The organism is Pseudonocardia sp. 73-21 (genome assembly GCF_001899645.1).
Taxonomy (GTDB): Bacteria; Actinomycetota; Actinomycetes; order Mycobacteriales; family Pseudonocardiaceae; genus Pseudonocardia.
Genome location: NZ_MKVV01000062.1, coordinates 21,388 through 45,771, shown reverse-complemented (window position 1 = coordinate 45,771; position 24,384 = coordinate 21,388). Strand labels below are relative to the sequence as shown.

Here is a 24,384-nt window from a genome sequence, read left to right as displayed (position 1 = left end):
GCACGTCTCCTGCTCAGTACGAGCGCGGCAGGCCCAGGCCCGCCGTCGCGACGTGGTTGAGGGCCATCTCCCGCGACACCGGCACCGAGCGCAGCAGCCGCAGGTAGGCGAAGCGGTCGAACATCATGGACTCCCCGGTGAACCCGCTGCCCCCGAAGGACTGCAGCGCCGCGTCGGCCGCCTTCAGCCCGGCGTCGCAGGCGGCGATCTTCGCGACGTTGGACTCCAGCCCGGCCTGCCCGCCCCCGCTGTAGAGCCGCGCGGCTCTCCCGACCAGTGCCCACGCCGCCTCCAGGGCCACGTAGGACTCGGCCAGCGGGTGCGCGACGGCCTGGTGGCTCCCGATCGGCACGTCGAACACCACCCGCTCGTTCGCGTAGGCCGCGGCGCGCGCCAGGCACCACCGCCCGATGCCCACCGCCTGTGACGCGACGACGAGCCGTTCCGGGTTCAGGCCGTCGAACACGGCCCGCATGCCCCGGCCCGGCTCGCCGATCAGCGCGTCCGCGGGGAGGTCGACGCCGTCGAGGAACACCGTCCACTGGTTCTCCGCGACGGGCACGTGCACGTCCACCGGCGTCAGGGCGAGCCGGTCGTCGGGCAGGTCGATCGAGAGCAGGCTCAGCCCGCCGCTCGCGGCGTCCCGGGCCACCAGCACCATCACGTCGGAGGAGTCGACGGCCGAGATGTAGGTCTTCTCGCCGGTCACCCGCCATCCGGTGGCCGTGCGTTCCGCCCGGGTCGCGAGGTTGGCGGAGTTCGAGCCCGCGCCGGGCTCGGTGATCGCGAAGCAGAACCGCAGCTCGCCGGAGCCGATGCCGGGCAGCCAGCGGTCGCGCTGCTCCGGCGTGCCGTGGCGGGCGAGGATGCTGCCGGCCACCGCCGTGGAGATCGTGAGCTTGGGCGCCGGGTAGCCGCCCGCCGCGAGCCGCTCGACCACGAGGCACAGGTCGGCCATGTCCCCGCCACCGCCGTGGGACTCCGGGAGTGACACCGCAGCCAGCCCGGCCCGGCCGATGTCGCGCCACTGCTCCTCGGCCGCCTTCTCGTCGCCGAGGCTGCGGCCGGCGTAGGTGGCACCGATCCGGAAGGCCAGGTCGGCGAGCGCGGCGCGCTCCTCCGTCCCTGTGCTCACTGGGTCCGTACTCACTGGGCCGAGCCGTAGTCGCTGAAACCCCGCCCGGTCTTGCGGCCGAAGTGCCCCGCGTTGACCAGGGCGCGCAGCAGCTGGGGCGGGCGGAACCGCTCGCCGAAGTGGTGCGTCATCGCGTCCGAGGCCTTCTCCATGGTGTCCAGCCCGCCCATGTCGACCGTCGCCAGCGGGCCCATGGGGTGGTTGAACGCCAGCATGCAGGCCTTGTTGACGTCGTCGGCGTCGGCGATGCCCTCCTCCACCACCCGGGCCGCCTCCAGCACCAGCGCCATGATCAGCCGCGAGGTCAGGAAGCCCTGGGTGTCCTTCTTGCAGACGATCGTCTCCTTGCCGTAGCGCTGCGCCAGCTCCAGCACGGTGGCCACGGTGGCGTCGGAGGTCTCCAGCCCGCGCACGACCTCGATCAGCCGCATCACCGGTGGCGGGTTGAACCAGTGCGTACCGATCACCCGGTCCGGGCGCTCGGTGGCGGCCGCGATCTTCGAGATGGCGAACTGGGAGGTGTTGCTGGCCAGGATCACGTCCTCGCGGCAGACCTCGTCGAGCCGGCGGAACACCGCGCGCTTGACGTCGACGTCCTCCACGATGCTCTCGATGGCGTGGTCGGTCTGCGCGGCGACGGCGTCCATGTCGGTGCTCGCGTCGATGCGGGCCCGCACGGCCGCGGCGTCGTCGGCGGTCATGCGGTCGGCCTTGACCAGGCGCCCGAGGCTCCGCTCGATGCGCCCGAGCCCGCGCTCGAGCGCGGCGTCGTCGAGGTCGACGAGGGTGACGTCGAAGCCCGCCGTCGCTGCCACCTGCGCGATGCCGTTGCCCATCTGCCCGCCCCCGCCGACGACCATCACCCTGGTGATCTGCATGTCCACGTCTCCCGGAGCTCGGCGGCATTTCCCTGATTGACTCTTATACCAACCGGTCGTTAGATAGTCACGTGGCCGGCATCGAAGCGTGGACCGAGTTCTGGGGACTGCAGTCCCCGGACGCCCCCGCGGTGATCGGTCCGGCGGGCGCGGTCGGCTGGGGCGAGCTCGCCGCACAGGTGCAGGGGATCGCGCGGAGCCTCGGTCCGGGCGACGTCGTCGCCCCGGGGGCCGACGGGTCCGATGTGCTCGAGCTCGTGCTCGGCTGCGCGGCCGCCGGGGCGGTGCTCGACCTGACGGGGGCCTGCGGGCCGGACGCTCCGGCCCGGTGGACGGCGCGCCCCGCGACCCGCGACGGCGGCGCGACGACCGGGATGCGCCGGCCCCTGCTCGTGCTCCCCGCCGACCTGACGCCGGACGGCACCGTCGCGCTCACCCACCACGACGTCGAGGCACTCGCCGTGGCCGGGATCGCGGCGGACGGGCTGTGGCCGGCCGACCGGGTCGCCACCACGGGTTCGCCCGTCGAGCGGCTGCTCGCGGCGCTCCCCGCCCTGCACGCCGGAGCGGCGATCACCGAAGACGACGCCACCGTGCTGCACGGCGCCGCCCCCGAGCCGGTCGCCGGCACGCGCCTGCGCCGGATCGTGGTCCGGGAGCCCGCCCCGCCCGGGATCGTCGCGGGGTGGGGCGCGCTCGGCGTCGACGTCGTGCTCACCTACGGGCCCGTCGAGGCCTCCGGGTTCGGGCTCCGGGAACCGCGGCCGGGCGCGCCGCTCGTGGCCCTGCCGGGCCGCCGCGCCCGCGTGGTGGACGGCGAGCTGCAGCTGGCCGGAGCCGGGGTCGTGGCCGGTGGGTGGCTGCGCACCGGCCGCCGGGCCGTCGAGGCACCGTCGGGGTTCCGGCTCGCCGACCTGGCGGTGGCGAGGTGAACGCCGGCCTCGTCGTCGAGCGCGACGGGCCCGTCACCACGCTGCGGCTCGACCGGCCCGACCGGCTCAACGCTCTCGACTACGCGCTGGTCCGGGAGCTGTACGCCGCCCTGGGTGCGCTGCACGCCGACCTGTCACAGCGCGTGGTGGTGCTCACCGGCACCGGGCGCGCGTTCTGCTCGGGGATCGACCTCAAGGAGCAGGCGGCCGGTGCGGCGTGGGATCCGTCGGTCGGGCACGTGCAGGAGCGCTACGCGCTGCAGCAGGCCGTGAGCGGGCTGGTCAGCGCGCTGCGCCGGATCCCGCAGCCGGTGGTCGCGATGGTCGGCGGGGTCGCCGCGGGCGGCGGGCTGTCGCTGGCCTGCGCCGCCGACCTGCGCGTCGCGGAGCCCACCGCGTCGTTCAGCGCCGCGTTCGTGAAGCTGGGCGCGTCGGGCGGCGACCTGGGCAGCACCTACTTCCTGCCGCGCATCATCGGTTGGGAGCGCGCCGCCGAGATCCTCTACACCGGTCGCACCGTCGACGCCGCCGAGGCCGAGCGGATCGGGCTCGTCGGGCGGGTCGTGCCCGCCGGCGAGGGGCTCGCGACGGCCCACGCGCTCGCCGCGGAGATCGCGACGACGGCGCCGATGTCGGTGCGCATGACCAAGTCGCTGCTCGACCTCTCCCGCGACGGCGCCTCGCTCGACCAGGTGCTCGAGTTCGAGAACCGCACACAGGTCCTGCTCACGGGCACCGCCGACTTCGCCGAGGGCGTCCGGGCCGTGGGCGAGCGCCGGCTGCCGACGTTCACCGACCACTGAGGGAGCCCGCATGGACCGGACCGAGCACGAGATCGGCACCGTGCAGTCCGTGGACGAGTGGCCGGCGTTCTGGGCCCGCTACGCCCCCGACCGCACGGTGATCCTGTTCGACGGACGCGCGATCACCTGGGCCGAGCTCGAGGACCGGTCCGCGCGGCTCGCGGGCGGGCTGCGCGCGGCCGGAATCGCGAAGGGCGACCGCGTCGGGTTCCTCTCCCGCAACACGCCCGAGTTCTTCGAGACGCTCATCGCCTGCGCCCGGCTCGGCGCGGTCTTCGTGCCGTTCAACATCCGGCTCGCGGCAGGCGAGATGGCCTATATGACCGGCAACGCCGGGCTGAGCCTGCTGATCGCCGAGACGTTCTTCGCCGACCGGCTGGACGGCGTGCTCCCCCAGGTCGCCGACGCGTACTTCCTCGACGGCACCCCGTCGGCCGACGCCCTCTACGACGCCGAACCGGTGCGGGCCGCCGACGACGTCACGCCGGCCGACCCGCTGCTGCTCGTCTACACCAGCGGCACCACCGGGCACTCCAAGGCCGCGGTGATCAGCCACGGCAACGCCGCGGGCACGGCGATCGCGGTGATCAACGCCGAGGGCCTGCACCCCGACGACCGCGTGGTGCTGCCCGCTCCGCTGGCCTTCGCCGGGTCGGTGCTCTCCATCGGGCTGCCGTTCCTGCAGGCCGGGGCGAGCATGGTCATCGAGCGCGAGCTCGACCCCGTCCACCTCCTGGACGACATCGAGCGCCTCGGCGTCACCATGCTCAAGCTCGTGCCGGTGATCTACCAGATCATGGCGGCCAGCCCCGGGTTCGCCAAGCGCGACCTGTCGGGCCTGCGCAGCCCCACCTACGGGGGCGCGCCCGCGTCGATGGAGCTGCTGCGCACCTACCAGGACCGCGGGGTACCGCTCAGCGGCGCCTACGGGCTCACCGAGGGCTGCGGCTACAACCTGCTGCTGCCCGCCGCCGAGGCACTGACCCGGATCGGGTGGGCGGGCAAGCCGCTGCCGTTCCAGCGCTGCCGGATCGTCGACGAGTACGGCGACGAGGTGCCTGCCGGTGAGGTCGGCGAGCTCGTGATCTCCGGGCCGTGCGTGATGCAGGGCTACTGGCGCGATCCCGCGGCCACCGCCGCGACGATCCGCGACGGCTGGCTGCACACCGGTGACCTGGCGCTGACCGACGGCCTCGGGTACTTCACGATCGTCGACCGGGCCAAGGACATGTTGATCTCCGGCGGGCTCAACGTCTACCCGGCCGAGGTGGAGCGGGCGCTGCGCCTGCATCCCGCCGTCGTCGACGTGGCCGTGATCGGGGTGCCCGACGAGCGCTGGGGCGAGACGCCGCTGGCCTGCGTGGTCAGCAACGACCCGAAGCTGACGCTGGAGTCGCTCGTGGCGGGCGTCGCGGACGAGCTGGCCGACTACAAGCGCCCCCGCCGCCTCCGCCTGCTCGACGAGCTGCCCCGCAACGCGAACGGGAAGATCCTCAAACGAGCGCTCCGGGAGCTGTAGATGCTGTTCATGCACGCCACCCTCACCCCGGTGCCCGGCCGGCTCGCCGACCTCGGCGACACCGTCGCGTGGCTGAAGAAGGGCTTCGAACGCAGCGGTATGACGCTGCGCCGCGCCTGGGCGTCGACGTCCGGGGAGCCGGGCACGATGGTGGACCTGTGGGAGCTGCCCGACGCCAACGCCGTCGTCGGGGCGCTCACCGCGGCGGCGGAGCACCCGCGCCACGAGGAGGCGATGGCCAAGCTCGCCACGGTGCTCCAGGACGAGGTGCTGCGCCTGCTCAGCCCCGCGCCGCACTGCCCGGACTTCCGGCCCGCCGGCGGGTCCCGCTGCCTGCAGGTGACCTACCGCGTCGGCTACGGCGGCGGCCGGGCTGCGTGGCCGCGGCTCCCCGGTCCCGACGGCTGGCACCTCGCCGGCGCGTTCGAGTCCACCATCGGCGACCTGTGCGAGATCGTCGAGATGTGGGAGCTGCCCGACGACGCCGACGCCTCGGCCCTGGGCGAGCAGCTGCCCCCCGGTGTCCGCGCGCGCAGCACGGTGGAGCTGGAGCCGCTGGCCTGGTCGCTGTAGGGCCCGGCGGGTCGGGCGGCCGGGCGGCCGGGCGGCCGGGCGGCCGGGCGGCCGGGCGGCCGGGCCATGATCACCGCCTCGGGACACGGAGCCGCCTCTGCGACGACTCGGCGTCCCCGACCGACGATCACGGGCCCCTGCCGTCCACAGATCAGCGTTCGGGGACCACCAACCGCCGCGGACACGGCCGCGCGTCCCCCAACGGTGATCACGGGCACCACCCCGGTGGGCCGTACCGGCCGCGTCGCCCCGCTTGGCCATGATCGCCAGGAGTGGGGTCGGGCACGGCCACATCTGACCGCTGGTGACCACGCTCGCCGATCATGAGCCGGTCGCCGGGCCCGGCCGAGGTCGTGCGCGGATATCGGTGCCCTGGCACCGATATCCGCGCACGGGCGGCGCAGCCGCACTCCCTACGGCAGGTGGTAGCCGCTCCAGGAGTGGCCGCCGTCGACCGTCAGGGTCGCGCCGGTGACGAACGTCGCCGCGTCGGACACCAGGAACACCGCGGCGGCCACGATCTCGTCCATCCGCCCCACCCGGCCCAGCGGCAGCGCCGCCCCGATCTCGGCGAAGGCCTCGCGGCGGCCCAGCGCCTGGGTGCCGCCGTCGGTCTCGAAGGGGCCCGGGGCCAGGGCGTTCACCCGGATCCCGGCCGGACCCCACTCCTTGGCCAGCGTGCGCGTGAGGTTCGCGATGCCGGCCTTCGCCGCGGCGGCGTGGGCCATGCGGTCACCGTGGGTGTCGACGAAGTCGCCGGTGACGTTGAGGATCGCGCCGCCGCCCCGCATCGCGGCGGCCGCGGCCTGGGAGCAGAAGAACGTGCCGTTGAGGTCGATGTCGACCACCGTGCGCCAGGCGTTGGGCGAGAGGTCGGCGGCGGCGCAGCGGAAGTTGCCGGCCGCGGAGTTCACCAGCACGTCGATCCGGCCGAACTCCGCCACCGTCGCGGCGACGGCGGCCGCCACCGCGTCCGGGTCGCGGACGTCGGCTTGCACGGCGAGGGCCCGCCCACCGGCCGCGACGATCGGGTCGGCGACCGCGCGCAGGTGCTCGACGTTGCGGCTGAGCACCGCCACGTCGGCGCCCAGCGCGGCGTAGCCGGCGGCGATCGCCGCGCCCATGCCCGTCCCACCGCCCGTGACCAGCGCGACGCGACCCGCCAACGCCGTCGGGCTGAACGCCGAGAGGGCCGTCACCGGCCGTCCAGCGCCACGGCGTCCGCCTGCCCGAGCCCCCCGCAGATCGACGCCGCCCCGCGCCCGCCGCCGCGCCGCCGCAGCTCCCGGGCCAGCGTGAGCACGAGCCGCGCCCCGGACGCCCCGGGCGGGTGCCCGATGGCCACCGCGCCGCCGTTGGGGTTGAGCCGCCCCAGCACCGACTCCTCGACCGCCCGGTCGCCGCGGGCCAGCACCCGCGCCGACGTCAGCGGCACGCACGCGAACGCCTCGTTGATCTCCAGCACGTCGAGGTCGGCCAGCGCCCAGCCCACGCCCGCCAGGGCCTTCTCCATCGCCGGGGCCGGGGCGACGGCGATCTCGCGCGGGGCGCGGGCCACGCTCCCGGTTCCGGCGATCCGGGCGAGCGCGGTGAGCCCGTGCTCGGCGGCGAACCGCTCCGAGACCAGCACGACGTAGCAGGCCCCCGCGTCCTGCCCGGGTGCGTTGCCCGGCGTCACGATCGGCCCGTCGAAGATCGTCTTCAGGCGGCCCAGCTTCTCCGGCGACGAGTCGGGGCGCGGGCCCTCGTCCTCCTCGAGAGTGGTGCCGTCGGCGGCCTCGAACGGCACGATCTCGTCGGCGAAGAAGCCGGCGTCGCGGGCCCGGAAGTACTCGCGGTGCGACCGCACCGCGAAGCGGTCGGACTCCTCGCGCGTGATCCCGTGCTCGGCCGCCACCTCCCCGGCGTCGACGGCCACGGGCTTGCCGCCGATGTCGGAGCCCGGCTCGGCCATCGGGTCCTTCAGGGTCGGGCCGCCGCGGCGGATGCCCCAGCGGATCGAGGGCGTCATGAGGAACGCGGCGCGCCCCATGTTGTCCGCGCCCCCGGCGAGCACGACGTCGGCGTCGCCGCTGCGGATGGCCCGGGCGGCGAGCTGCACCGCCGTCATCGACGAGCAGCACGCGCGGTCGATCGTCAGCGACAGCCGGTCGGAGGGGATGCCGGCCCGCAGCATCGCGACCCGGGCCGGGATGGAGCCGTCCAGCGCCTCCTCGGCCGGGATCGTGACGCCGGAGTACACCTCGTCGACGTCGTCGGGCGCCACGCCGACGCGCTCCAGCGCGGCGCGCATCCCGAACGCGGCGAGCTCGACGCTGGCGACGTCACGGATCGCGCCACCGAAGCGGCCGAACGGGGTGCGGGCACCGCCCAGCAGCAGGGCATCACTCATGGCTGAACACCGGCTTCCGCTTCTCCAGGAAGGCCGCGAAGCCCTCCTCGAAGTCCTTCGACGCGAACGTCTCCAGGAAGATCTCGCGCTCGCGGTCGAGCGCCGGACCGAGCACGGCCCCGTCGACGGCCCGTTTGGCCGCCGTCACGGCGACGCGGGGCAGCGCCGCGATCCGGGCCGCCAGCTCGTGGGCCGCGGCGAGGGCGCCGCCGGGTTCGCTGACGCGGTTGACCAGCCCCAGCGCGAGCGCGCGCTGCGCGTCGACGAGCGACCCGAGGAACAGCAGCTCCTTGGCCGCGGCGGTGCCGATCCGGGCGGGCAGCCGCTGGGTGCCGCCGCCCCCGGGGATGAGACCGAGCTTCACCTCGGGCAGCCCGAACCGCGCGCCCGGGTCGGCGACGATGAGGTCGCAGATCAGGGCGATCTCCAGCCCGCCGCCCACGGCGCTCGCCTGCACCGCGGCGATCAGCGGCTGCGGCAGGGCCTGCCAGGCGTCGAACACCGCGCGGGCGCGGAGGCTGTGCTCGTCCATCGCCCCGGGCTCGGCGCGCAGGGCCTCGAACTCGCCGATGTCGGCTCCGGCCATGAACGCGGCGGTGCCCGCCCCGGCGAGCACCACCACGCGCACCCCGTGGTCCGGGCCGACGCACGCGGCGGCGCGCCCGAGCCCGTCGATCACGGCGGTGCCCATGGCGTTGACCGGCGGGCTGTCCACCAGCACCGTCGCCACCCCGTCGGCGACCGTGACGGTCACCGGGCCGAACTGTTCACTCATGCCTGGGTCCTCATGCTCGGGGCGTCCTCACGGTCGGGGGGTACCAGCAGCTCGACGGGCGGCGCCGCGCCGAGCCGGGTCGGGGGCAGGGGCGGGAAGTCGGGGCGCTCGCCGCGGCCCAGCCGGGCCCCGACCTCCACGAAGTCGCGCCCGGTCAGCGAGCGGCGCGTCAGCTCGTCGGCGTCGTCGATCGCTCCCTGCAGGTCGGAGTCCTCGGCGCGCAGGAGCTGCCACTTCATCGCCGCCATCGACGCGGGCGAGGACCAGGTGGCGAGCCCGCGGGCGTAGTCCAGGGTGCGCTCGAGCAGCTCGTCGGCGGGGTGCACGTCGGTGACGAGCCCGTAGGCCGCGGCGTCCGCGCCGGTGACCAGCCGCCCGGAGAACAGCAGGTCCGCGGCCCGGGTCGGGCCGACCGACCGCGACAGCAGCCACGCGAGACCCTGCTCGGCCACCAGCCCGTGCGTGGCGAACCCCGTGCCGATCTTCGCCTCCGGCGTGGTGAACCGCAGGTCGCACATCAGCGCGACGAGCAGCCCGATCCCCACGCAGGCCCCGTTGACGGCGGCGATCACCGGTTTGGCGATCGTGCGCGGCGTCGAGAACGGGCTGAACGGCTCGGCGAACGCACGGGAGCCGTCGCCGAGGTCACCGAGCACCGTGAAGTCGGCGCCCGCGCAGAACCCGCGCCCGGCCCCGGTGAGCACGATCGCGCGGACGTCGGAGCGGTCCGCGGCCTCGCCGAGGAACCCGAACAGTCCCTCGCCGAGCTCGTCGTCGTAGGCGTTGAGGCGTTCGGGCCGGTTGAGCCTGATCAGCGCGACGCCGTCGGCGACGTCCATCAGCACTGCCGTCACGAGACCTCCCCTGCGTGGAAACCGTCGGCGTAGAGCCCGTCGATGACCTCGGCGTAGCGCTCGACGATCCGGTGGCGCCGCAGCTTGGCCGTGGGCGTCAGCTCCTCGCCGCCGGGCAGCCACTCCGTCGCGAGGACCCGGAACCGCTTGACCTGCTCGGGCCGCGACAGCTGCGCGTTGCCCTCCTCGACGGCGGCGCGGATCTCCGCCAGCGCCCGCTCGTCGCGGGCCACCTCGTCCACCGTGACGCCGTGCCGGGCCGCCCAGCTCGCCGCGTAGACCGGGTCCAGGACGATCAGCGCCACGAGGTAGGGCCGGGCGTCGCCGACGCAGCAGATCTGCCCGATCAGCGGGCTGCGCGGGCCGATCGCCGACTCGACGGTGACCGGCGCGATGTTCTTGCCCTGCGCGCTGATGATCAGCTCCTTGGCGCGGCCGACGATGGAGAGGTAGCCGTCGGCGTCGAGCGCGCCCAGGTCGCCGGTGTGCAGCCAGCCGTCCGGGTCGATCGCGGCGGCGGTGGCCTCGGGCAGGTTGTGGTAGCCGGCCATGACCTGCGGACCCCGCAGCAGGACCTCCCCCGTGTCGTCGATGCGGACCTCGATGCCCCGCGACGCCGTACCGACCTTCCCGATCCGGATGGCGTCCGGTGCGACGACGGTGCCCGAGCCGCTGCTCTCGGTGAGCCCGTACGCCTCGCCCATCGGCGTGCCGATCGCGTGGAAGAACTCCATGATCGGGCCGGGGTTCGGGGCCGTCGCGACGAGGACGACGACCAGCCGGTCGATCCCGACGCTGCGCTTCCAGTCCTGCAGGGGTCCGGCCCGGAACGCCGCGGCCCCCTCGGCCACCGCGGTCGCCACGACCTCCCCCGCCTGCGTGGCCCGGACCTGCGCGTACCCGGCGGCCAGGCCCTCGTCCACCGACTCGCGGACGTCCGCGGCGAGGCCGGCGCGCCAGACGTCGAAGTCGGCCCGGAGCTTCTCGAAGATCCGCGGCGGCCCGTAGAAGTAACCGGGGTGCGCGCCGGCGAGCACGTCGAGGACGGCCCGCGGGTCGGCGCACGTCACCACCTCCCAGCCGGTGACCATCGGGATGTAGTAGCCGCCGCAGCGGTCGCCGACGTGCGCCGAGGGCAGCCAGGAGATCACCGTGGTGCCCGGCGGCAGGCCCAGCACCGAGTTGGTGGCCACGGCGGTGGCCAGCACCCCGCGGTGGGTGATCTGCACACCCTTCGGCTTCCCGGTGGTGCCGCTGGTGTAGATCATCGTGAGGACGTCGCCGGGATCGGGCGGCGGCGGGTCGAACGCCGTGCCGGCCCCCGCGGCCACGACGTCGCCCAGCGTCCGCCACCCGGGCGGCGCCTCCCCGTCCGCGTCCCCGTCGACGACGAACCTCAGCGACGGCAGCGCGAGCCCGTCCAGGGCGCCGACCAGCCCGCGCTCGCTGATCACCGCGGACACCCCCGCGTCGGAGAGCACGTGCTGCAACTGCGGTGGGGCCGAGGTGACGTAGAGCGAGACGGTGACGGCGCCGATCGTGACGGCGGCCAGGTCGACGGGGTAGAACTCCGGACGGTTGCGCAGCAGCAGCGCGACGGTGTGGCCCGGCCCGAGCCCCAGCGCCGCGAACCCGGCGGCGAGCGCCGTGGACCGCTCGGCGAGATCACCCCAGGTCAGCGCCAGGGAACCGTCGTGGGCGCGGACGGCCACCTCTCCTCCGCGGTCGGCCACGGTGCGCCGGAACGCGGACAGGAGCGTGTCGGTGTCGCCCACGGTGCGCACTGCCTGCTCGATCGACATCCGGGCGCTCCCATCGGTGGGGTGACGCCTCGGACGCTAGCAAACAAACGGGCGGTAGTTAAGGGTGCGGAGCTCGCGTGCGGGGGACCTCCGCCGTGGCGTCCCGGAGGAGCTGGGCACCGGACGTCGCGGGGCTGACGTCACCCGGAACCGGACGCCCGGCAGGCCGGGATCGACGGCGTCCGGCCCCGAGCGGCGCACGACCACCGTCCACTCCGCCGACGGGCCGCCGGGCGTGAACCGCACCCACGTGCCACCCAGGTCGATCTCGTCCGGGCGCACCGGCGCACCCAGCTCGAGCAGCTCGTGCCACAGGGCCGCCGTGGCGGCGGGGTCGGCGACCGGCACCTCGACGCCGAGGATCGCGTCGATCCCGGCATCGGGCTCCGGGCCGGGGTCGACGTCGTCCCAGAACCACTGCCCGGGTTCGGCGATGCCGTCGACCTCCAGCACGAGCCCGACGTCCTTCGGGTGCAGCTGGAGCACGACCTTCCCCATCGCCGTCTCCTCGACCGGCACCCGGACGCCACGGGCCCGGCAGCGTTCGAGGACGCCCGCCGCGTCGGGGTGCTGCACCGACAGCACGAACCCGCCGCGCCCGCCGACCGTGCGCAACCGGCCCGCGACCGGGCCGTCGGCACCGAGCGGGGCGACGAACTCGAGATAGCGCCCGGGCGCCACCGGTAGCGTGGCGTCGGCCAGCCCGTGGGCCCTCAGGTCGGGATCGGCGAACCCGGCCCCCAGCCCGAACGCGCGGCGCACGGTCGCGACGTCGGCGTCGAGAGCCGTCGTGCCGATCACGACCTGGCGCAGCGTGGCCCAGGCGACCATCAGAGCCCGACGGCCGTCGCCGGGTCGTCGTGGGTGCGCCAGTCCGGGATCTGCGCGCCGGGCGCCCACGTGGAGTGCGTGCCGCTGGAGACCCGCTCGGGCAGCCGGATGCGGGCGATCGGCCCGTCGCCGACGGTGCGGGCGTCGAAGATCAGGCACTCGGACAGGTCGCGGTTCATGTCCGAGACGATGGTGACGAGGTAGCCGTCGTCCTCGCTCCGCGATCCCGTGCGGGGCGCCATCGCGGTCTCGCTGCCGAACACGCCCTCGCCGAACGCGTAGCGCTCCTCGGTGCCGGTGTCGGCGTCGTGCTTGAGGATGCCGTCGAAGAGGAACCAGCCCGGCAGCGTGGTGGCCGCGTAGGTGTAGCGGTGCCGCCGCCCGGCGTGCCGCTGGTTGATCATGCCGAACTCGCTGATCCGGTCCGAGAGGTGATCCTCGGTGCACTTCCCGGTGACGGTGTCCAGGCGCCAGCGGTGCAGCCGCGGGCCCATCTGCTCGTTGTCGAGGAAGCGGAACATGCGCTGGTAGATGGTGCCGCCACCGGACGGGGGCTCAGGGTTCTCCTGGTAGTAGCCGTCGACGACGATCTCGTCGCCGTCCTCGTAGGCGTTGGTCCAGTGCAGGACGTAGGTGGGGTCGGCCTCGAACCACCGGATGTCGCTCGTCTCACCGCGGCGCGGGATCACCGCGAACCGGGTGGGGATGTCGGGGTGGAACTTGGCCGCGTACTTGCCCTTCGCCAGCGCCTCCGGGGCCCAGAACAGCGGCATGTCGTTGAGGATCGCGAAGTTCTCGGTGAACACCATGTCGTGCGGCAGGCGCGGGCCGGGCAGCGGCACGTCGATGTAGTGCACGAGGGCGTCGGCCGCGTCCACCACGCCGTAGTGCATGTACGGCGCCTCGGTGCCGTAGTTGAAGAACAGCAGCTCGCCGGTGGCCTCGTCGAACTTCGGGTGCGCCGAGACCCCGACGTCGGACGGGAACGCGCCGTTCCAGCTCGCCTTGCCCAGGGTGTCCAGCGTGGTCGGGTCGAGGCGGTAGAGATCGCCGCACTGGTAGAAGCTCGTGAGCGCGACGCCGTTGTGCATCACGATGTCGGTGCTGGACGCGTCCTTCATCCGCCCGCGCGCGCCCCATCCGGTCTGGGTCGGGGACGTCGCGGGGTTCTCGGCGAGCCCGGCCCACAGCGGCCGCCCGGCCTCCTGCTCGGCGAGGAAGCCGTCGGTGCGCACGAACCGGTTGCGGTAGAACGCCTTCCCGTCCCGGAACCCGACGACGTGCACCATGCCGTCGCCGTCGAAGGGGTGGTAGAGCTCCAGCGCCGGGTGCACCGGGTTCTCGGTGTTGCGCAGGTAGACCCCGTCGAGGTCGGCCGGGATCTCGCCGACCACGTCGAGGTCGTCGGCCTTGCGCTCGACCGTCTGGGGCCGCCACGGGCCCGTGCGGTAGGGGTGGTCGTCGTCGGCGGGCAGCGTCGTGAGGGCGCGGCCGAGCACTTCCAGTTCCATAGTGCCTTCCTCCTGGCTAGGGCGCTCCCACGACGAAGCTCGCACACGTGGTGGTGCTGCCGCCGATGTTGAGGGTGGCGACCGTGCGGGCACCGGCCACCTGGTACTCCCCGGCCTGGCCGGTGACCTGCTTGTAGGCGTCGAGCATCATGCGCACGCCGGTGGCGCCGACGGGATGGCCGCCGCCGATCAGGCCGCCGCCCGGGTTGACCGGGATGCGGCCGCCGTGCTCGATGTCGCCGGAGTCGACCGCCTTCCAGCTCTCCCCCGGCGCGGTGATGCCGAAGTGGTCGATGGCGGCGTACTCGCTCATCGAGAAGCAGTCGTGGGTCTCGATCGCGTCCAGATCGTCGACGCCCGCGATGTCGGCGCGGGTGAACGCGTCGGTGATGGTACGCCGCACGTGGGGCAGCACGTAGGGGTCGTCGGCGGAGCGGTCGAGCTTCTGCTGCAGCGACAGGCCCGCCGTGCGGTGGCCCCAGCCGAGGATCTGCGCCCGCTGCTTCTCGGGGTGCGCCGCCAGGTACCGGTCGCTCACCACCACGACACCGGCCGCGCCGTCGGTCATCTGGCTGCAGTCGGTGCGCCGCACCCGGCCCTCGACGCGCGGGTTGGCCTCGTCGTCGTCGGTGAAGCTGGCGTCGGTGAAGCTCCAGCCGCGGGTCTGGGCGTTGGGGTTGAGCTTGGCGTTGCGCATGTTGATCTCGGCGATGGCGTGCACGTAGCGGTCGTCGACGCCGTAGCGGCGGTCGTACTCCTCGGTGAGCCGGTCGAACATGTACGGCCACATGAACCGCGCGTCCCGGCCCTCGTGCCCGATCCACGCGGCCGCGCCGAGGTGCTGCGCCCCCAGCTCGCCGCCGACCGTGCGCTCGATCTCCGCCCCGATCACCAGCGCGACGTCGTAGCGGCCGGCCTCGATCTCGGCCATCGCGGCGATCAGCGCCATCGACCCCGACGCGCACGCGGCCTCGTGCCGGACGGCGGGCACCTCCCACAACGCAGGCTCGACGGTGGCCGGCATCGCGCCGAGCTGGCCCTGCCCGGTGAACAGCTGACCGAAGGCGTTGCCGACGTGCACGACGCCGACGTCGGACGCGGGGATGTTCGCGTCCTCCAGCGTGCCCTGGACGTTCTCCGCGAACAGCTCCGCGAACGAGACGCCCTCGCGGGCGGTGTTGCGCGCGAAGTCGGTCTGGTGGCCGCCGATGACCCAGCTTGACGGGACGCTCATGGAGTCAGTACTACAACAAGCAGAGTTGCTCGTCAACGGAGGCGTCTCGGCGCGCTGATCGCGGAGAGCCGCCGTGGCCCCGCCCACGCCGACGCCCAGAGCGGCTTCGCCGACTTCGCCGGCGAACTCCCGTAGCGTTCCCGTCCATGGACTCCCCGGACTCCTCCACGCGGCGCGTCACCGTGCTGGACGAGGGCGGCCCCAACTCCATCGCCGTCGCGAACGGCATCGTCGGTGACGAGTGGACGCTGTGGATCGTGCAGAGGGCACTGGGCGGGCTCACCCAGTACAGCGAGTACCTGCACGCCGGCCCGATCTCCAGCGCGGTGCTGACGGCGCGCCTGGCCCGGCTCGTCGAGGTCGACGTCATGGAACGCGTCCCCTACAACGCCCGGCCACCGCGCCACGACTACCGGCTCACGGCCCGGGGCCGGGCGATGTGGCCGATCCTGCTGACGATGTGGGCGTGGGAGCGCGCCTGGGTGGACGGTCCCGCGCCGCGCCTGCCCGCGATGCGCCACACCACGTGCGGGGCCGTGTTCAGCCCGGTGCTGGTGTGCGCGGCGTGCGACCAGGAGACCGTCGCCCGCGACGTGTCGGGCGAGTTCGGGCCCAGCGGGGGCTGGTCGCGCAGCATCCCCTCGGCCACCACGCGCCGGCGGTCGCACTCGGGCAGCCGCCCCGACGAGCTCGTCGTCCAGACGATGGCGATGATCGGCAACCGCTGGTCCACGGCCCTGCTGGGCGCCGCGTTCCTCGGGGCCACGCGCTTCGGCGAGTTCGAGCAGCGCGTGGGCGCGCCGCCGACGATCGTGGCCGAGCGGCTGCGCAGCTTCTGCGAGATCGGGGTGCTGGAGCAGAGCCCCAACCCGCAGCGCCCCGACTGGATCGTCTACCGGCTCTCGACGAAGGGCCGCGCGTTCTTCCCCGTCATGGCCTCGGTGCTGGAGTGGGGCCGGCAGTGGTTCGTCTCGCCCGAGGGCCCGGCCCTGCGCCTCGAACACGCCGGTTGCGGCCGCACCTTCCACCCTCGCCTACGCTGCAGCGAGTGCCACGAGCGCCTGCGGGGCGCCGACGTGGAGATCGTCCGCGACGGACGGGCCGCTCGGACGGCCGTCTGACCGGGGTCAGCGCCCGGTCGACAGACGGCCGGCCTGGTGGAGCATCGCCATGCCGCGTTGCCAGCGCACCGGGTCCACCGCGTACCTCGCCCTCGCCTCGATCGCCATGCGGTCGGTGTCGACGATCCGCTCCCGCGGGCCATGGCGCGCAGGCCGGTGACGGCGATGTCGCGGGGGTCCTCCTTCTCCCCCTCGACGTGGTCGGCCATCCGCGTGTCCACCGACCCGACGACGAGAGCCGTGACGCTCGTGCCCTGCGGCTCCAGCTCGGCGCGGGCGATGACCGACAGGAACAGCGCCGCCGACTTCGCCGGCGAGTAGCCGCCCATGAACACCGTGGGGATGGCGCCGGCCACCGACAGCACGTTGACGATCGCGCCGCCGCCGTTGCGCGCGAGCACCGGGGCGAACGCGCGGGTCATGGCCAGGACGCCGAAGTAGTTGACCTCCATCTCCCGGCGCGCCACGGCGGGGTCGGCGGCGAGAACCAGGCTGTCGCGGCCGTGCAGGCCCGCGTTGTTGATCACTACGGTGGCGTCCGCGCAGGTCCGGGCGGCGGCGGCCACCGACTCCTCGTCGGTGACGTCGAGCGGAACCGGCACCGCGCCCGCCGCCACGAGCTCGGCCGGCACCGCGTCGACGTCGCGGGCGCCGCAGTAGACCCGCGCCGCGCCGGCGGCCAGCAGCTCCTCCACGAACGCGCGTCCGATGCCGCGGTTGCCACCGGTGACGATCGCCGTGCACCCCTGCGCGGTGGCGCTCACACCCGGATCCCGTCGTCGACCACGTCGGGCGGGAACGTCGCGCCGAACAGCAGGCCGAACAGCAGGTCGGCCGGGTGGGACAGCGCGGCCTCGATGGTGTCGACGTAGCCCTGCGCCGGCCCGGAGCAGAGGCCGCCGTGCTCCTCCGTGGCGCCGTCGGGGTGGCTGGCCCGCCGCGTGGCCACGTCGCCGGGGTCGACGGCGCGCAGGTAGCGGGTGAGCAGCTCGGCGATGGCGTTCCCGTCCAGCAGGAGCCGCAGGTCGTTCATGATCCGAAGCTACAACTGACGGCGTGACCTGCCTAGTGTTGACCTCGTGGCGGGCACGGAGTACGAACGGCACTGCTAACTGTAGCGACGCAGGAGGTGCCGTGCCCGGTCGACGGATGCATCCTCAGGACCGCGTCGACGACTACGTCGGCCGGGGCTGGTGGACCGGGGAGACGGTGCAGCAGCTGTTCGCCGACCGGGTCGTGGAGCGGGGCGACGCCCTCGCCGTGGTGGACCCGCCGAACAAGGCCGACCTCGTGGACACCGCACCGCTGCGGCTGACCTGGACCGGGGTGGCCGCCCGCGTCGAGGAGCTGGCCGGGGTGCTGCTTGCCCACGGCGTGGGCGAGGGCGACGTGATCGCGCTGCAGTTGCCCAACATCGTCGAGCTCGCGGTGGCCTACCTGGCGGCCTGGCGGGTCCGGGCCGTCGTGTCGCCGCTGCCCGTGCAGTACCGGCGCCACGAGATCGTCGAGCTGGGCCGGATCGGCGGGATCGCGGCGTTCCTCACCAGCGACCGGATCGGGGCGCGGCCGGCGGCGGCGGAGACCGTCGCGTTGCGGGCCGAGGTGCCGTCGCTGCGCACCGTGTTCCACATCGGACCGACCGACGTGCCGGGCTCGGTGCGCCTGGACGGCGCGGCCGGTGAGCCACCCGCCGCCGTCGCGGCGTACGCCGACGCCCACCCGGTGGACCCCAACGACTGCATCACGGTGTGCTGGACCTCCGGCACCGAGGCCGCGCCGAAGGGCGTGCCCCGCGCGCACTACGAGTGGCTGGTGATGAGCCACAGCACGGTGGCCGCCCCCGGCCTGACGGCCGACTCGCGCATCCTCAACCCGTTCCCGATGGTCAACATGGCGGGCATCAGCGGGATGTTCCTGCCGTGGCTGCACACCGGGTGCTCGCTGGTGCAGCACCACCCGTTCGACCTGCCCGTGTTCCTGGCCCAGGTCCGTGACGAGGCCATCACCTACACCGTGGCCCCGCCCGCGCTGCTGGCGCTGCTGCTGCAGCGCGAGGAGATCCTCGCCGCCGCCGACATCTCGTCGCTGACGGCCCTCGGGTCGGGCTCGGCGCCGCTGCAGGAGTGGATGGTGCGGGGCTGGCACGACCGCCACGGCCTCGACGTCATCAACTACTTCGGCTCCAACGAGGGCATCGCGCTGATGACCGACGTCGAGCGGATGACCGACCCGGGCATGCGCGCCCGCTGGTTCCCGCGCTACGGCGGCGGCCGGGAGTGGAGCTTCCCCGCGGCCGCCCAGACCACCGTGAAGCTGGTGGATCCCCGGACCGGCGCGGAGATCGACGAGCCGGGCGTGCCCGGCGAGCTGCTCCTCAAGGGCCCCAGCCTGTTCGCGGGTTACCTCGGCGCGGTGGCCAGCCCGTTCGACGAGGACGGCTTCCTGCGCACCGGCGACGTGTTCGTCATCGACGGCCCGCACCAGGAGTTCCTGCGCTACGTCGACCGCGCGAAGGACCTGATCATCCGCGGCGGCACGAACATCGCGCCCGCGGAGCTGGAGTCGCTGATCGCCGGCCACCCGGACGTCGCCGAGGTGGCGGTGGTCGGCTACCCCGACGACGTGCTGGGCGAGCGGGTCTGCGCCGTGGTCGTGCCGCGGCCGGGGCGCACCGTCACGCTGCCCGACGTCGTGGCCCACCTGGTGGCGCAGGAGATCGCCACCTACAAGCTGCCCGAACGGCTGGAGACGCGCGACGCGTTGCCGCGCAACCCCGTCGGCAAGGTCCTCAAGCGCGAGCTGCGCACCGCCGTCTGCGAAGGAGCCCCCATGACCGACGAGGAGCACTGATGCGTGCGCCGGTGCCGGCCGTCGAGGTCTCGCTCGGGCTGTGGCAGGACCGGCCGCCCGAGGAGGTGCTGCGCACGGCCGCGCTCGCCGACGAGCTGGGCTACCCGCGCGTGTGGATCGGCGAGATGGCCACCTGGGACGCCTTCGCCCTCGGCACCCACGTCGGCTCCGGGTTCCGGCGCAGCGGCCTCGTGCTCGGCCCGTTCGCCGTGGCCGTCCGCGACCCGGCCATGATCGCGATGGGCGCGGCGTCGGTGGCCGCGCTGACCGGCCGCGACGTCGCCGTGGCGCTGGGCACGTCGTCCACCACGGTCGTCGAGGGGTGGCACGGGCGCAGCCGGCAGCGGTCGGTCACGGCCCTGGACGAGTCCGCGCGCGCCGTGCGGGCCCTGCTCGACGGGAAGAAGACCGACGTCGACGGCGCGGTGGTGCGGTCGTGCGGCTACCGCCTGCGGCTGCGCCCGCCGTCGTCGAGGCTGGTCGTCGCCGCGTTCGGCGACGGCGCCGTCCGCGCCGCCGTGCGCCACGCCGACGAGGTCGTGCTCAACCTCGTCGACCCCCTGCTCGTCCACGAGCTCGTGACCCGGATCCGCGCGGTCGCCGACGAGCTGGGCCGGCCGCACCCGCCGGTGGCGGTGTGGGCGCCCGCCGCGGTCGATCCCGGGCCCGCCGCGGCGGAGCAGCTGCGCCGCGGCGTCGTCGGCTACCTGGCCGCGCCGGGCTACAGCGACATGTTCGCCCGTGCCGGGTTCGCCGATCTCGTGGCGTTCGCGCGCACCCGGCCCCACCCGGCCGAGCTGCTGGCCCGGGTGCCGGCCGAGCTGAACCGGGTGGTCGGGCTCGTCGGCGACCGGGCGGCCGTCGCCGCCCGGCTGGGCGAGTACGCCGCCGCCGGCGCCGACACGGTGGTCGTGGTGCCCTCGTCCACCGACGACGACCCGGCCGGGGAGCACACACTGCGCGCCCTCGCTGGGGCATGATCCGCTCCGACGACGACGGCGGAGGTCAGTGATGGTGCGGATAACGGTCGACGGCGCCGAGCTGGCGCTCGACGGGTACGGCGAGGGCGACCCGCTCGTGCTCGTGCACGGCACCGGGGCGCAGGCCTCGTCGTGGGGGCGTTCGACGGCCGACCTCGCCGCCGGCGGCCGGCGCGTGCTGGCCTACGACCGGCGTGGGTACGGCCGGTCGGTGCACCGCCCCGTGCGGGACTACCGCGTCCACATCGACGATCTCGCCGCGGTCCTGGAACACCTCGGCAGGCCCGCCGATGTGCTCGGATGGAGCTCCGGGGGCAACCTCACGCTGGCGCTCGCGGCCCGGCGACCCGAGCTGTTCCGTTCCGTCGTCGTGCTGGAGGCGCCCTGGCACGGGCTGCGCGGCGCCACCCCGGACCTGCTGGCCGCACTCGCGAAGGCCAAGCGTGCGCCCGCCGGCCGCGGTCACGACCGGCGCCTCGTCGACCGCGGCCAGGGCGCGGGGCCCGCGGGCGCCTCGCCGTCGCGAGCAGGCCGGTCCGTCGCCTGGCTCGCCGAGGTGCCCACGGCGGTCGAGATCGTCGGCGGCGCGATCAGCATCGCCGGCGTGGTGGCGCTCAGGAGCGCAGGCCGTGCTGCAGCATCGCCCAGGCGGCGTCGGCGGTGGCGCGCCGGTCGGCCGGCGGCACGGTGGCCAGGAACGCCGCAACCATCCCGATCGCGATCATGATGTCGTCCACGCGCAGCCCCGGGCGCAGGCGGCCGGCGCGCTGCGCCTCGCCGAGCGCGGCGGCCAGCACCCCCCGGACGCGGTCGGTCACGGCCTCGAGGCGCGGGTCGGCCGCACCGGCGGTGATCACCCCGACGAAGGCGACCGACGCGATGATCTGCTCGGTGATGCGGGCCAGCAGGTCCTCGAGGGTCACGCCGGGACGGGCCGCCAACTCCTCGAGCCCGTCGACGTTGTCGCCGAACACGGCCAGCGCCAGGCTCACGCGGTCGGGGAAGTGCCGGTACAGGCTCCCCTGGCCGACGCCGGCCCGTTTCGCGACCGCCGAGAGCGGCGCGTCGTAGCCCTGCTCGCCGAAGACCTCCACCGCCGCGGCCACGAGGGCGCGGCGGTTGCCGGCCGCGGCACCCCGGCCCCGGTTCGTTCGACGTCCGTCCGGCACGCGGGTACCCTACCCCCATAACCGGACATCACTGTCCGGTAGTGCGAACGGAGTGCTGAGATGGCTGGACGGGTTGCGGGGAAGGTCGCCCTGATCACCGGGGCCGCCCGGGGAATGGGCCGGGCCCACGCGGTGCGGCTCGCGCAGGAGGGCGCCGACATCATCGCGGTCGACGTGTGCGCGCCGCTGCCGAGCGTCCCCTACGACTCCGCGACCCCCGCCGACCTCGACGAGACCGTGCGCCTGGTCGAGAAGCTCGACCGGCGCGTCGTCACCGCACGGCTCGACGTGCGCGACCTCGGTGCGCTCCGGACGGCCGTCGACGGGGCCGTGGCCGAGCTGGGCCGGCTCGACATCGTGGTGGCCAACGCCGGCATATGCGTGCCCCGCGCCTGGGACAGGGTCACGCCGGAGATCTTCGACGACACGATCACCACGAACGTCACCGGTGTCTGGAACACCGTGATGGCCGGTGCCCCGCACCTCGTCGAGGCGGGCGCGGGCTCGATCATCCTGATCAGCTCGGCCGCCGGCATCAAGGTGCAGCCGTTCATGGTCCCCTACACCACCAGCAAGTGGGCCGTGCGCGGCATGGCCAAGGCCTTCGCCACCGAGCTCGCGAGGCACTCGATCCGGGTCAACAGCGTGCACCCCACCGGCGTCGAGACCCCGATGGGCTCCGGCGACATGCAGGCCGCCATCGGCGAGGCCATGGCGGGCGACCCGCGGCTGGGCGGGATGTTCGTGAACATGCTGCCGGTCAGGGGCACCCAGCCCGAGGACGTCTCCGACACCGTGCTGTTCCTCGCCTCCGACGAGTCGAGGTTCGTCACGGCGCACGAGATCGCCCCGGACGCCGGGGTGACGGAGTTCTGACTCGGTCCAGCGACTCCCGCGCCCGCCCGTCACCCGACCGGGCCAGCTGCACGCCCTTGCGGGCCCCGGCCTTCGCCCCGTCGGCCACCCGCTGCAGCGGCCGCGGGGAGGGCTCGGGGCGGGCGGCAGGTCCCCGCCGACCACCACCGCGATCATCTTCCGGTGGGGGCAGCCGATCCCGGCACCCGACCGGTCGAGCAGCACCCGCCCGCGCAGCGACTCCTGCACCCGGAACGTGCGCGCGGCGAAGGCGTTGGCCCGGAACGGCCCGATCGTGACCCCCGGGCACCGACCCGCTGAACACCGCGGCGGTGAGCAGCACCCGCACGTCGACGCCGCCGGCGGCCTTCTCGGCCGGCAGGTGCGGTCGGCGAGCGGTGCCCGTCGAAGGTCGGGCTCTCCGCCGTGCCCGCCACCAGGTGGCGACGGGCCACGTCCTCCAGATCACCCACGCGACGACCGTACCGGCGGCGATCTTGCGCGCGGCTGTCGCGTGGCGGCGAACGGCACCGCGCGGCTCCTCCGCGGCGAGGTCGCGCCGTGGCCGTCCGGCACAGGTCGTGGCCCCGCTCGTCATCAGTATTGACGATCCGAACACCGTTCAGGAAGACCACCGGCCGGCCACGGGTTGGAACCGGCGAGCGGCGCGTCTCCCGTGCCCGCGAGGCGCGCCGCTCACACCTACCCTGGAGCCATGACCACCGGGATCCGCCCCCTGTTCGCGTTCGACAACTCCTTCGTCCGCGACCTCGACGGCCTGTCCGTCCCGTGGAAGGCGGCCCCCGCGCCGGCCCCGCGGTTGCTGGCCCTCAACGAGGAGCTGGCGGCCGAACTCGGGCTCGACGCGGAGGCGCTGCGCACCCCCGACGGTGTGGCCGTCCTGGCCGGCAACGCCGTGCCCGACGGTGCGGAGCCGGTGGCGCAGGCCTACGCCGGGCACCAGTTCGGCAACTACTCCCCCCGCCTGGGCGACGGGCGGGCGCTGCTGCTCGGGGAGCTGCACGACGTCCACGGCCACCGGTGTGACCTGGCGCTGAAGGGCTCGGGGCGCACCCCGTTCGCCCGGGGCGGTGACGGCCGGGCCGCGGTCGGGCCGATGCTGCGCGAGTACGTGGTCAGCGAGGCCATGCACGCGCTGGGCATCCCCACCACCCGGTCGTTGTCGGTCGTCGCGACGGGCGAGGACGTCGTGCGGGAGCAGATGCTCCCGGGCGCGGTGCTGGCCCGGGTGGCGGCGAGCCACCTGCGCGTCGGCACGTTCCAGTACGCCGCGGCCACGGGCGACCGGGCCCTGCTGCAGCGCCTCGCCGACCACGCCATCGCCCGGCACCACCCCGGCGCGGCCGCGGCGGACAACCCGTACCTGGCGCTGTTCGAGCGGGTGGTCGACGCCCAGGCGGCGCTGGTGGCGCGCTGGATGCTGGTCGGGTTCGTGCACGGCGTCATGAACACCGACAACATGACGATCTCCGGGGAGACCATCGACTACGGTCCGTGCGCGTTCATGGAGGCGGTCGACCCACGCACCGTGTTCAGCTCCATCGACCAGGGCGGCCGCTACGCCTACGGCAACCAGCCCGGCATCGCGCAGTGGAACCTGGCTCGGCTCGCGGAGGCCCTGCTGCCCCTGATCGACGACGACCAGGGTGCCGCGGTGGAGGCGGCCACCGCGGTGCTCGCCTCGTTCGCCGACCGCTACCACGGGTACTCCTACACCGGCATGAGCGCGAAGCTCGGGATCACCGGCCCGGGTCACGAGCCGCTGGTCGCCGACCTGCTGGAGCTGGTGGAGGCCCAGCAGGTGGACTTCACGTCGTTCTTCCGCGCCCTGTCTCCGAAGGAATCGTCCGCCGGATCGGCGGCCCGGTCCCTGTTCACCGACCCCGCCGCGTTCGACGCGTGGTCGGCCCGCTGGGCCCCGCTCCGCACGGCTACGGCCGACGAGATGGACCGGGTCAACCCGGTCTACATCCCGCGCAACCACCTGGTGGAGGAGGCCCTCACCGCCGCCACCGACGGCGACCTGGGCCCGTTCACCCGGCTGGTCGAGGTCCTCGCCCGGCCGTTCGACGCCCGGCCCGGCCTGGAGGCCTACGCCGCGCCCGCCCCGGCGGACGCGGGCGACTACGTCACGTTCTGCGGCACCTGA

At 74.3% G+C, this 24,384-nt stretch carries 22 protein-coding genes and 1 pseudogene; 10 read left to right on the top strand and 13 right to left on the bottom strand.

Annotation, left to right across the window (positions count from 1 at the left end; translation table 11 throughout):
- Positions 1 to 13 precede the first annotated feature (13 nt).
- A complete protein-coding gene (locus BGP03_RS20665) occupies positions 14 to 1,135 on the bottom strand; it encodes an acyl-CoA dehydrogenase family protein (RefSeq protein WP_296371940.1) in 1,122 nt (373 codons plus the stop codon).
- Positions 1,136 to 1,146: 11 nt separating this feature from the next.
- Positions 1,147 to 2,013 carry a 3-hydroxyacyl-CoA dehydrogenase family protein gene (locus tag BGP03_RS20660; RefSeq protein ID WP_296371942.1) on the bottom strand — a complete coding sequence of 289 codons (867 nt, stop codon included), beginning with the start codon at positions 2,011 to 2,013 and terminating at the stop codon, positions 1,147 to 1,149.
- Positions 2,014 to 2,084: 71 nt separating this feature from the next.
- Here BGP03_RS20660 and BGP03_RS20655 point away from each other — a divergent pair, with 71 nt between their 5' ends.
- Genes BGP03_RS20655 through BGP03_RS20640 form a run of 4 tightly spaced genes read left to right on the top strand, consistent with a single transcriptional unit; the run spans position 2,085 to position 5,840 of the window.
- Positions 2,085 to 2,945: a hypothetical protein gene (locus BGP03_RS20655; protein WP_296371944.1), complete on the top strand. Its 861-nt coding sequence runs from the start codon at positions 2,085 to 2,087 to the stop codon at positions 2,943 to 2,945.
- Positions 2,942 to 3,748, top strand: coding sequence for an enoyl-CoA hydratase-related protein (locus tag BGP03_RS20650; RefSeq protein ID WP_296371947.1), 807 nt, complete (start codon positions 2,942 to 2,944; stop codon positions 3,746 to 3,748). Before BGP03_RS20655 ends, BGP03_RS20650 begins: the two co-directional genes overlap by 4 nt.
- 10 nt (positions 3,749 to 3,758) lie before the next feature.
- Positions 3,759 to 5,267, top strand: coding sequence for an AMP-binding protein (locus BGP03_RS20645; RefSeq protein ID WP_298799178.1), 1,509 nt, complete (start codon positions 3,759 to 3,761; stop codon positions 5,265 to 5,267).
- On the top strand, positions 5,268 to 5,840 hold the full coding sequence (locus tag BGP03_RS20640) for an NIPSNAP family protein (protein WP_296371951.1): 573 nt from the start codon (positions 5,268 to 5,270) through the stop codon (positions 5,838 to 5,840). It abuts the gene before it with no gap.
- Between the two features lie 413 nt (positions 5,841 to 6,253).
- Here BGP03_RS20640 and BGP03_RS20635 read toward each other — a convergent pair whose 3' ends face one another.
- Genes BGP03_RS20635 through BGP03_RS20600 form a run of 8 tightly spaced genes read right to left on the bottom strand, consistent with a single transcriptional unit; the run spans position 6,254 to position 15,239 of the window.
- Complete coding sequence (locus BGP03_RS20635) at positions 6,254 to 7,039, bottom strand: SDR family oxidoreductase (protein WP_296371953.1); 786 nt, start codon at positions 7,037 to 7,039, stop codon at positions 6,254 to 6,256.
- Positions 7,036 to 8,232 carry a thiolase family protein gene (locus tag BGP03_RS20630; protein ID WP_298799177.1) on the bottom strand — a complete coding sequence of 399 codons (1,197 nt, stop codon included), beginning with the start codon at positions 8,230 to 8,232 and terminating at the stop codon, positions 7,036 to 7,038. Before BGP03_RS20630 ends, BGP03_RS20635 begins: the two co-directional genes overlap by 4 nt.
- Positions 8,225 to 9,007, bottom strand: coding sequence for an enoyl-CoA hydratase-related protein (locus tag BGP03_RS20625; RefSeq protein WP_298799176.1), 783 nt, complete (start codon positions 9,005 to 9,007; stop codon positions 8,225 to 8,227). The genes BGP03_RS20630 and BGP03_RS20625 overlap by 8 nt, the downstream gene beginning before the upstream one ends.
- Complete coding sequence (locus BGP03_RS20620) at positions 9,004 to 9,861, bottom strand: enoyl-CoA hydratase-related protein (protein ID WP_298799175.1); 858 nt, start codon at positions 9,859 to 9,861, stop codon at positions 9,004 to 9,006. Before BGP03_RS20620 ends, BGP03_RS20625 begins: the two co-directional genes overlap by 4 nt.
- Positions 9,858 to 11,663, bottom strand: a complete 1,806-nt coding sequence (locus BGP03_RS20615) for an AMP-dependent synthetase/ligase (protein WP_298799174.1) — start codon at positions 11,661 to 11,663, stop codon at positions 9,858 to 9,860. Before BGP03_RS20615 ends, BGP03_RS20620 begins: the two co-directional genes overlap by 4 nt.
- A 36-nt stretch (positions 11,664 to 11,699) precedes the next feature.
- On the bottom strand, positions 11,700 to 12,494 hold the full coding sequence (locus BGP03_RS20610) for a hypothetical protein (protein ID WP_298799173.1): 795 nt from the start codon (positions 12,492 to 12,494) through the stop codon (positions 11,700 to 11,702).
- Entirely contained in the window at positions 12,494 to 14,005 is a 1,512-nt protein-coding gene (locus BGP03_RS20605) for a carotenoid oxygenase family protein (protein ID WP_298799172.1), read from the bottom strand. Before BGP03_RS20605 ends, BGP03_RS20610 begins: the two co-directional genes overlap by 1 nt.
- 16 nt (positions 14,006 to 14,021) lie before the next feature.
- A complete protein-coding gene (locus BGP03_RS20600; protein WP_296371965.1) occupies positions 14,022 to 15,239 on the bottom strand; it encodes an acetyl-CoA acetyltransferase in 1,218 nt (405 codons plus the stop codon).
- Positions 15,240 to 15,385: 146 nt separating this feature from the next.
- Between BGP03_RS20600 and BGP03_RS20595 the strand changes: the two genes are divergently transcribed.
- On the top strand, positions 15,386 to 16,360 hold the full coding sequence (locus BGP03_RS20595) for a helix-turn-helix domain-containing protein (RefSeq protein WP_298799170.1): 975 nt from the start codon (positions 15,386 to 15,388) through the stop codon (positions 16,358 to 16,360).
- Between the two features lie 191 nt (positions 16,361 to 16,551).
- Here BGP03_RS20595 and BGP03_RS20590 read toward each other — a convergent pair.
- Both BGP03_RS20590 and BGP03_RS20585 read right to left on the bottom strand, forming a co-directional pair.
- Positions 16,552 to 17,124 (bottom strand): annotated as a pseudogene (locus BGP03_RS20590) (SDR family NAD(P)-dependent oxidoreductase); the annotation flags it as partial.
- Positions 17,121 to 17,393 (bottom strand): hypothetical protein, encoded by a 273-nt coding sequence (locus BGP03_RS20585; protein ID WP_296371969.1) that lies wholly within the window; start codon positions 17,391 to 17,393, stop codon positions 17,121 to 17,123. The gene BGP03_RS20585 and the pseudogene BGP03_RS20590, both read right to left, overlap by 4 nt.
- Before the next feature lie 116 nt (positions 17,394 to 17,509).
- Between BGP03_RS20585 and BGP03_RS20580 the strand changes: the two genes are divergently transcribed.
- From BGP03_RS20580 to BGP03_RS20570, 3 genes are read left to right on the top strand one after another with little or no spacing between them, the layout of a single operon-like run.
- Complete coding sequence (locus BGP03_RS20580) at positions 17,510 to 19,210, top strand: class I adenylate-forming enzyme family protein (RefSeq protein ID WP_296371971.1); 1,701 nt, start codon at positions 17,510 to 17,512, stop codon at positions 19,208 to 19,210.
- On the top strand, positions 19,210 to 20,190 hold the full coding sequence (locus BGP03_RS20575) for an LLM class F420-dependent oxidoreductase (RefSeq protein ID WP_296371973.1): 981 nt from the start codon (positions 19,210 to 19,212) through the stop codon (positions 20,188 to 20,190). The genes BGP03_RS20580 and BGP03_RS20575 overlap by 1 nt, the downstream gene beginning before the upstream one ends.
- 31 nt (positions 20,191 to 20,221) lie before the next feature.
- A complete protein-coding gene (locus tag BGP03_RS20570; protein ID WP_298799169.1) occupies positions 20,222 to 20,917 on the top strand; it encodes an alpha/beta fold hydrolase in 696 nt (231 codons plus the stop codon).
- Here BGP03_RS20570 and BGP03_RS20565 read toward each other — a convergent pair.
- Positions 20,805 to 21,359 carry a TetR/AcrR family transcriptional regulator gene (locus tag BGP03_RS20565; protein WP_298799168.1) on the bottom strand — a complete coding sequence of 185 codons (555 nt, stop codon included), beginning with the start codon at positions 21,357 to 21,359 and terminating at the stop codon, positions 20,805 to 20,807. The genes BGP03_RS20570 and BGP03_RS20565 overlap by 113 nt on opposite strands.
- 60 nt (positions 21,360 to 21,419) lie before the next feature.
- Here BGP03_RS20565 and BGP03_RS20560 point away from each other — a divergent pair, with 60 nt between their 5' ends.
- Together BGP03_RS20560 and BGP03_RS20555 are read left to right on the top strand one after the other, a co-directional pair.
- On the top strand, positions 21,420 to 22,235 hold the full coding sequence (locus BGP03_RS20560; protein WP_298799167.1) for a mycofactocin-coupled SDR family oxidoreductase: 816 nt from the start codon (positions 21,420 to 21,422) through the stop codon (positions 22,233 to 22,235).
- 694 nt (positions 22,236 to 22,929) lie between these two features.
- Positions 22,930 to 24,384 carry a protein adenylyltransferase SelO gene (locus BGP03_RS20555; RefSeq protein WP_298799166.1) on the top strand — a complete coding sequence of 485 codons (1,455 nt, stop codon included), beginning with the start codon at positions 22,930 to 22,932 and terminating at the stop codon, positions 24,382 to 24,384.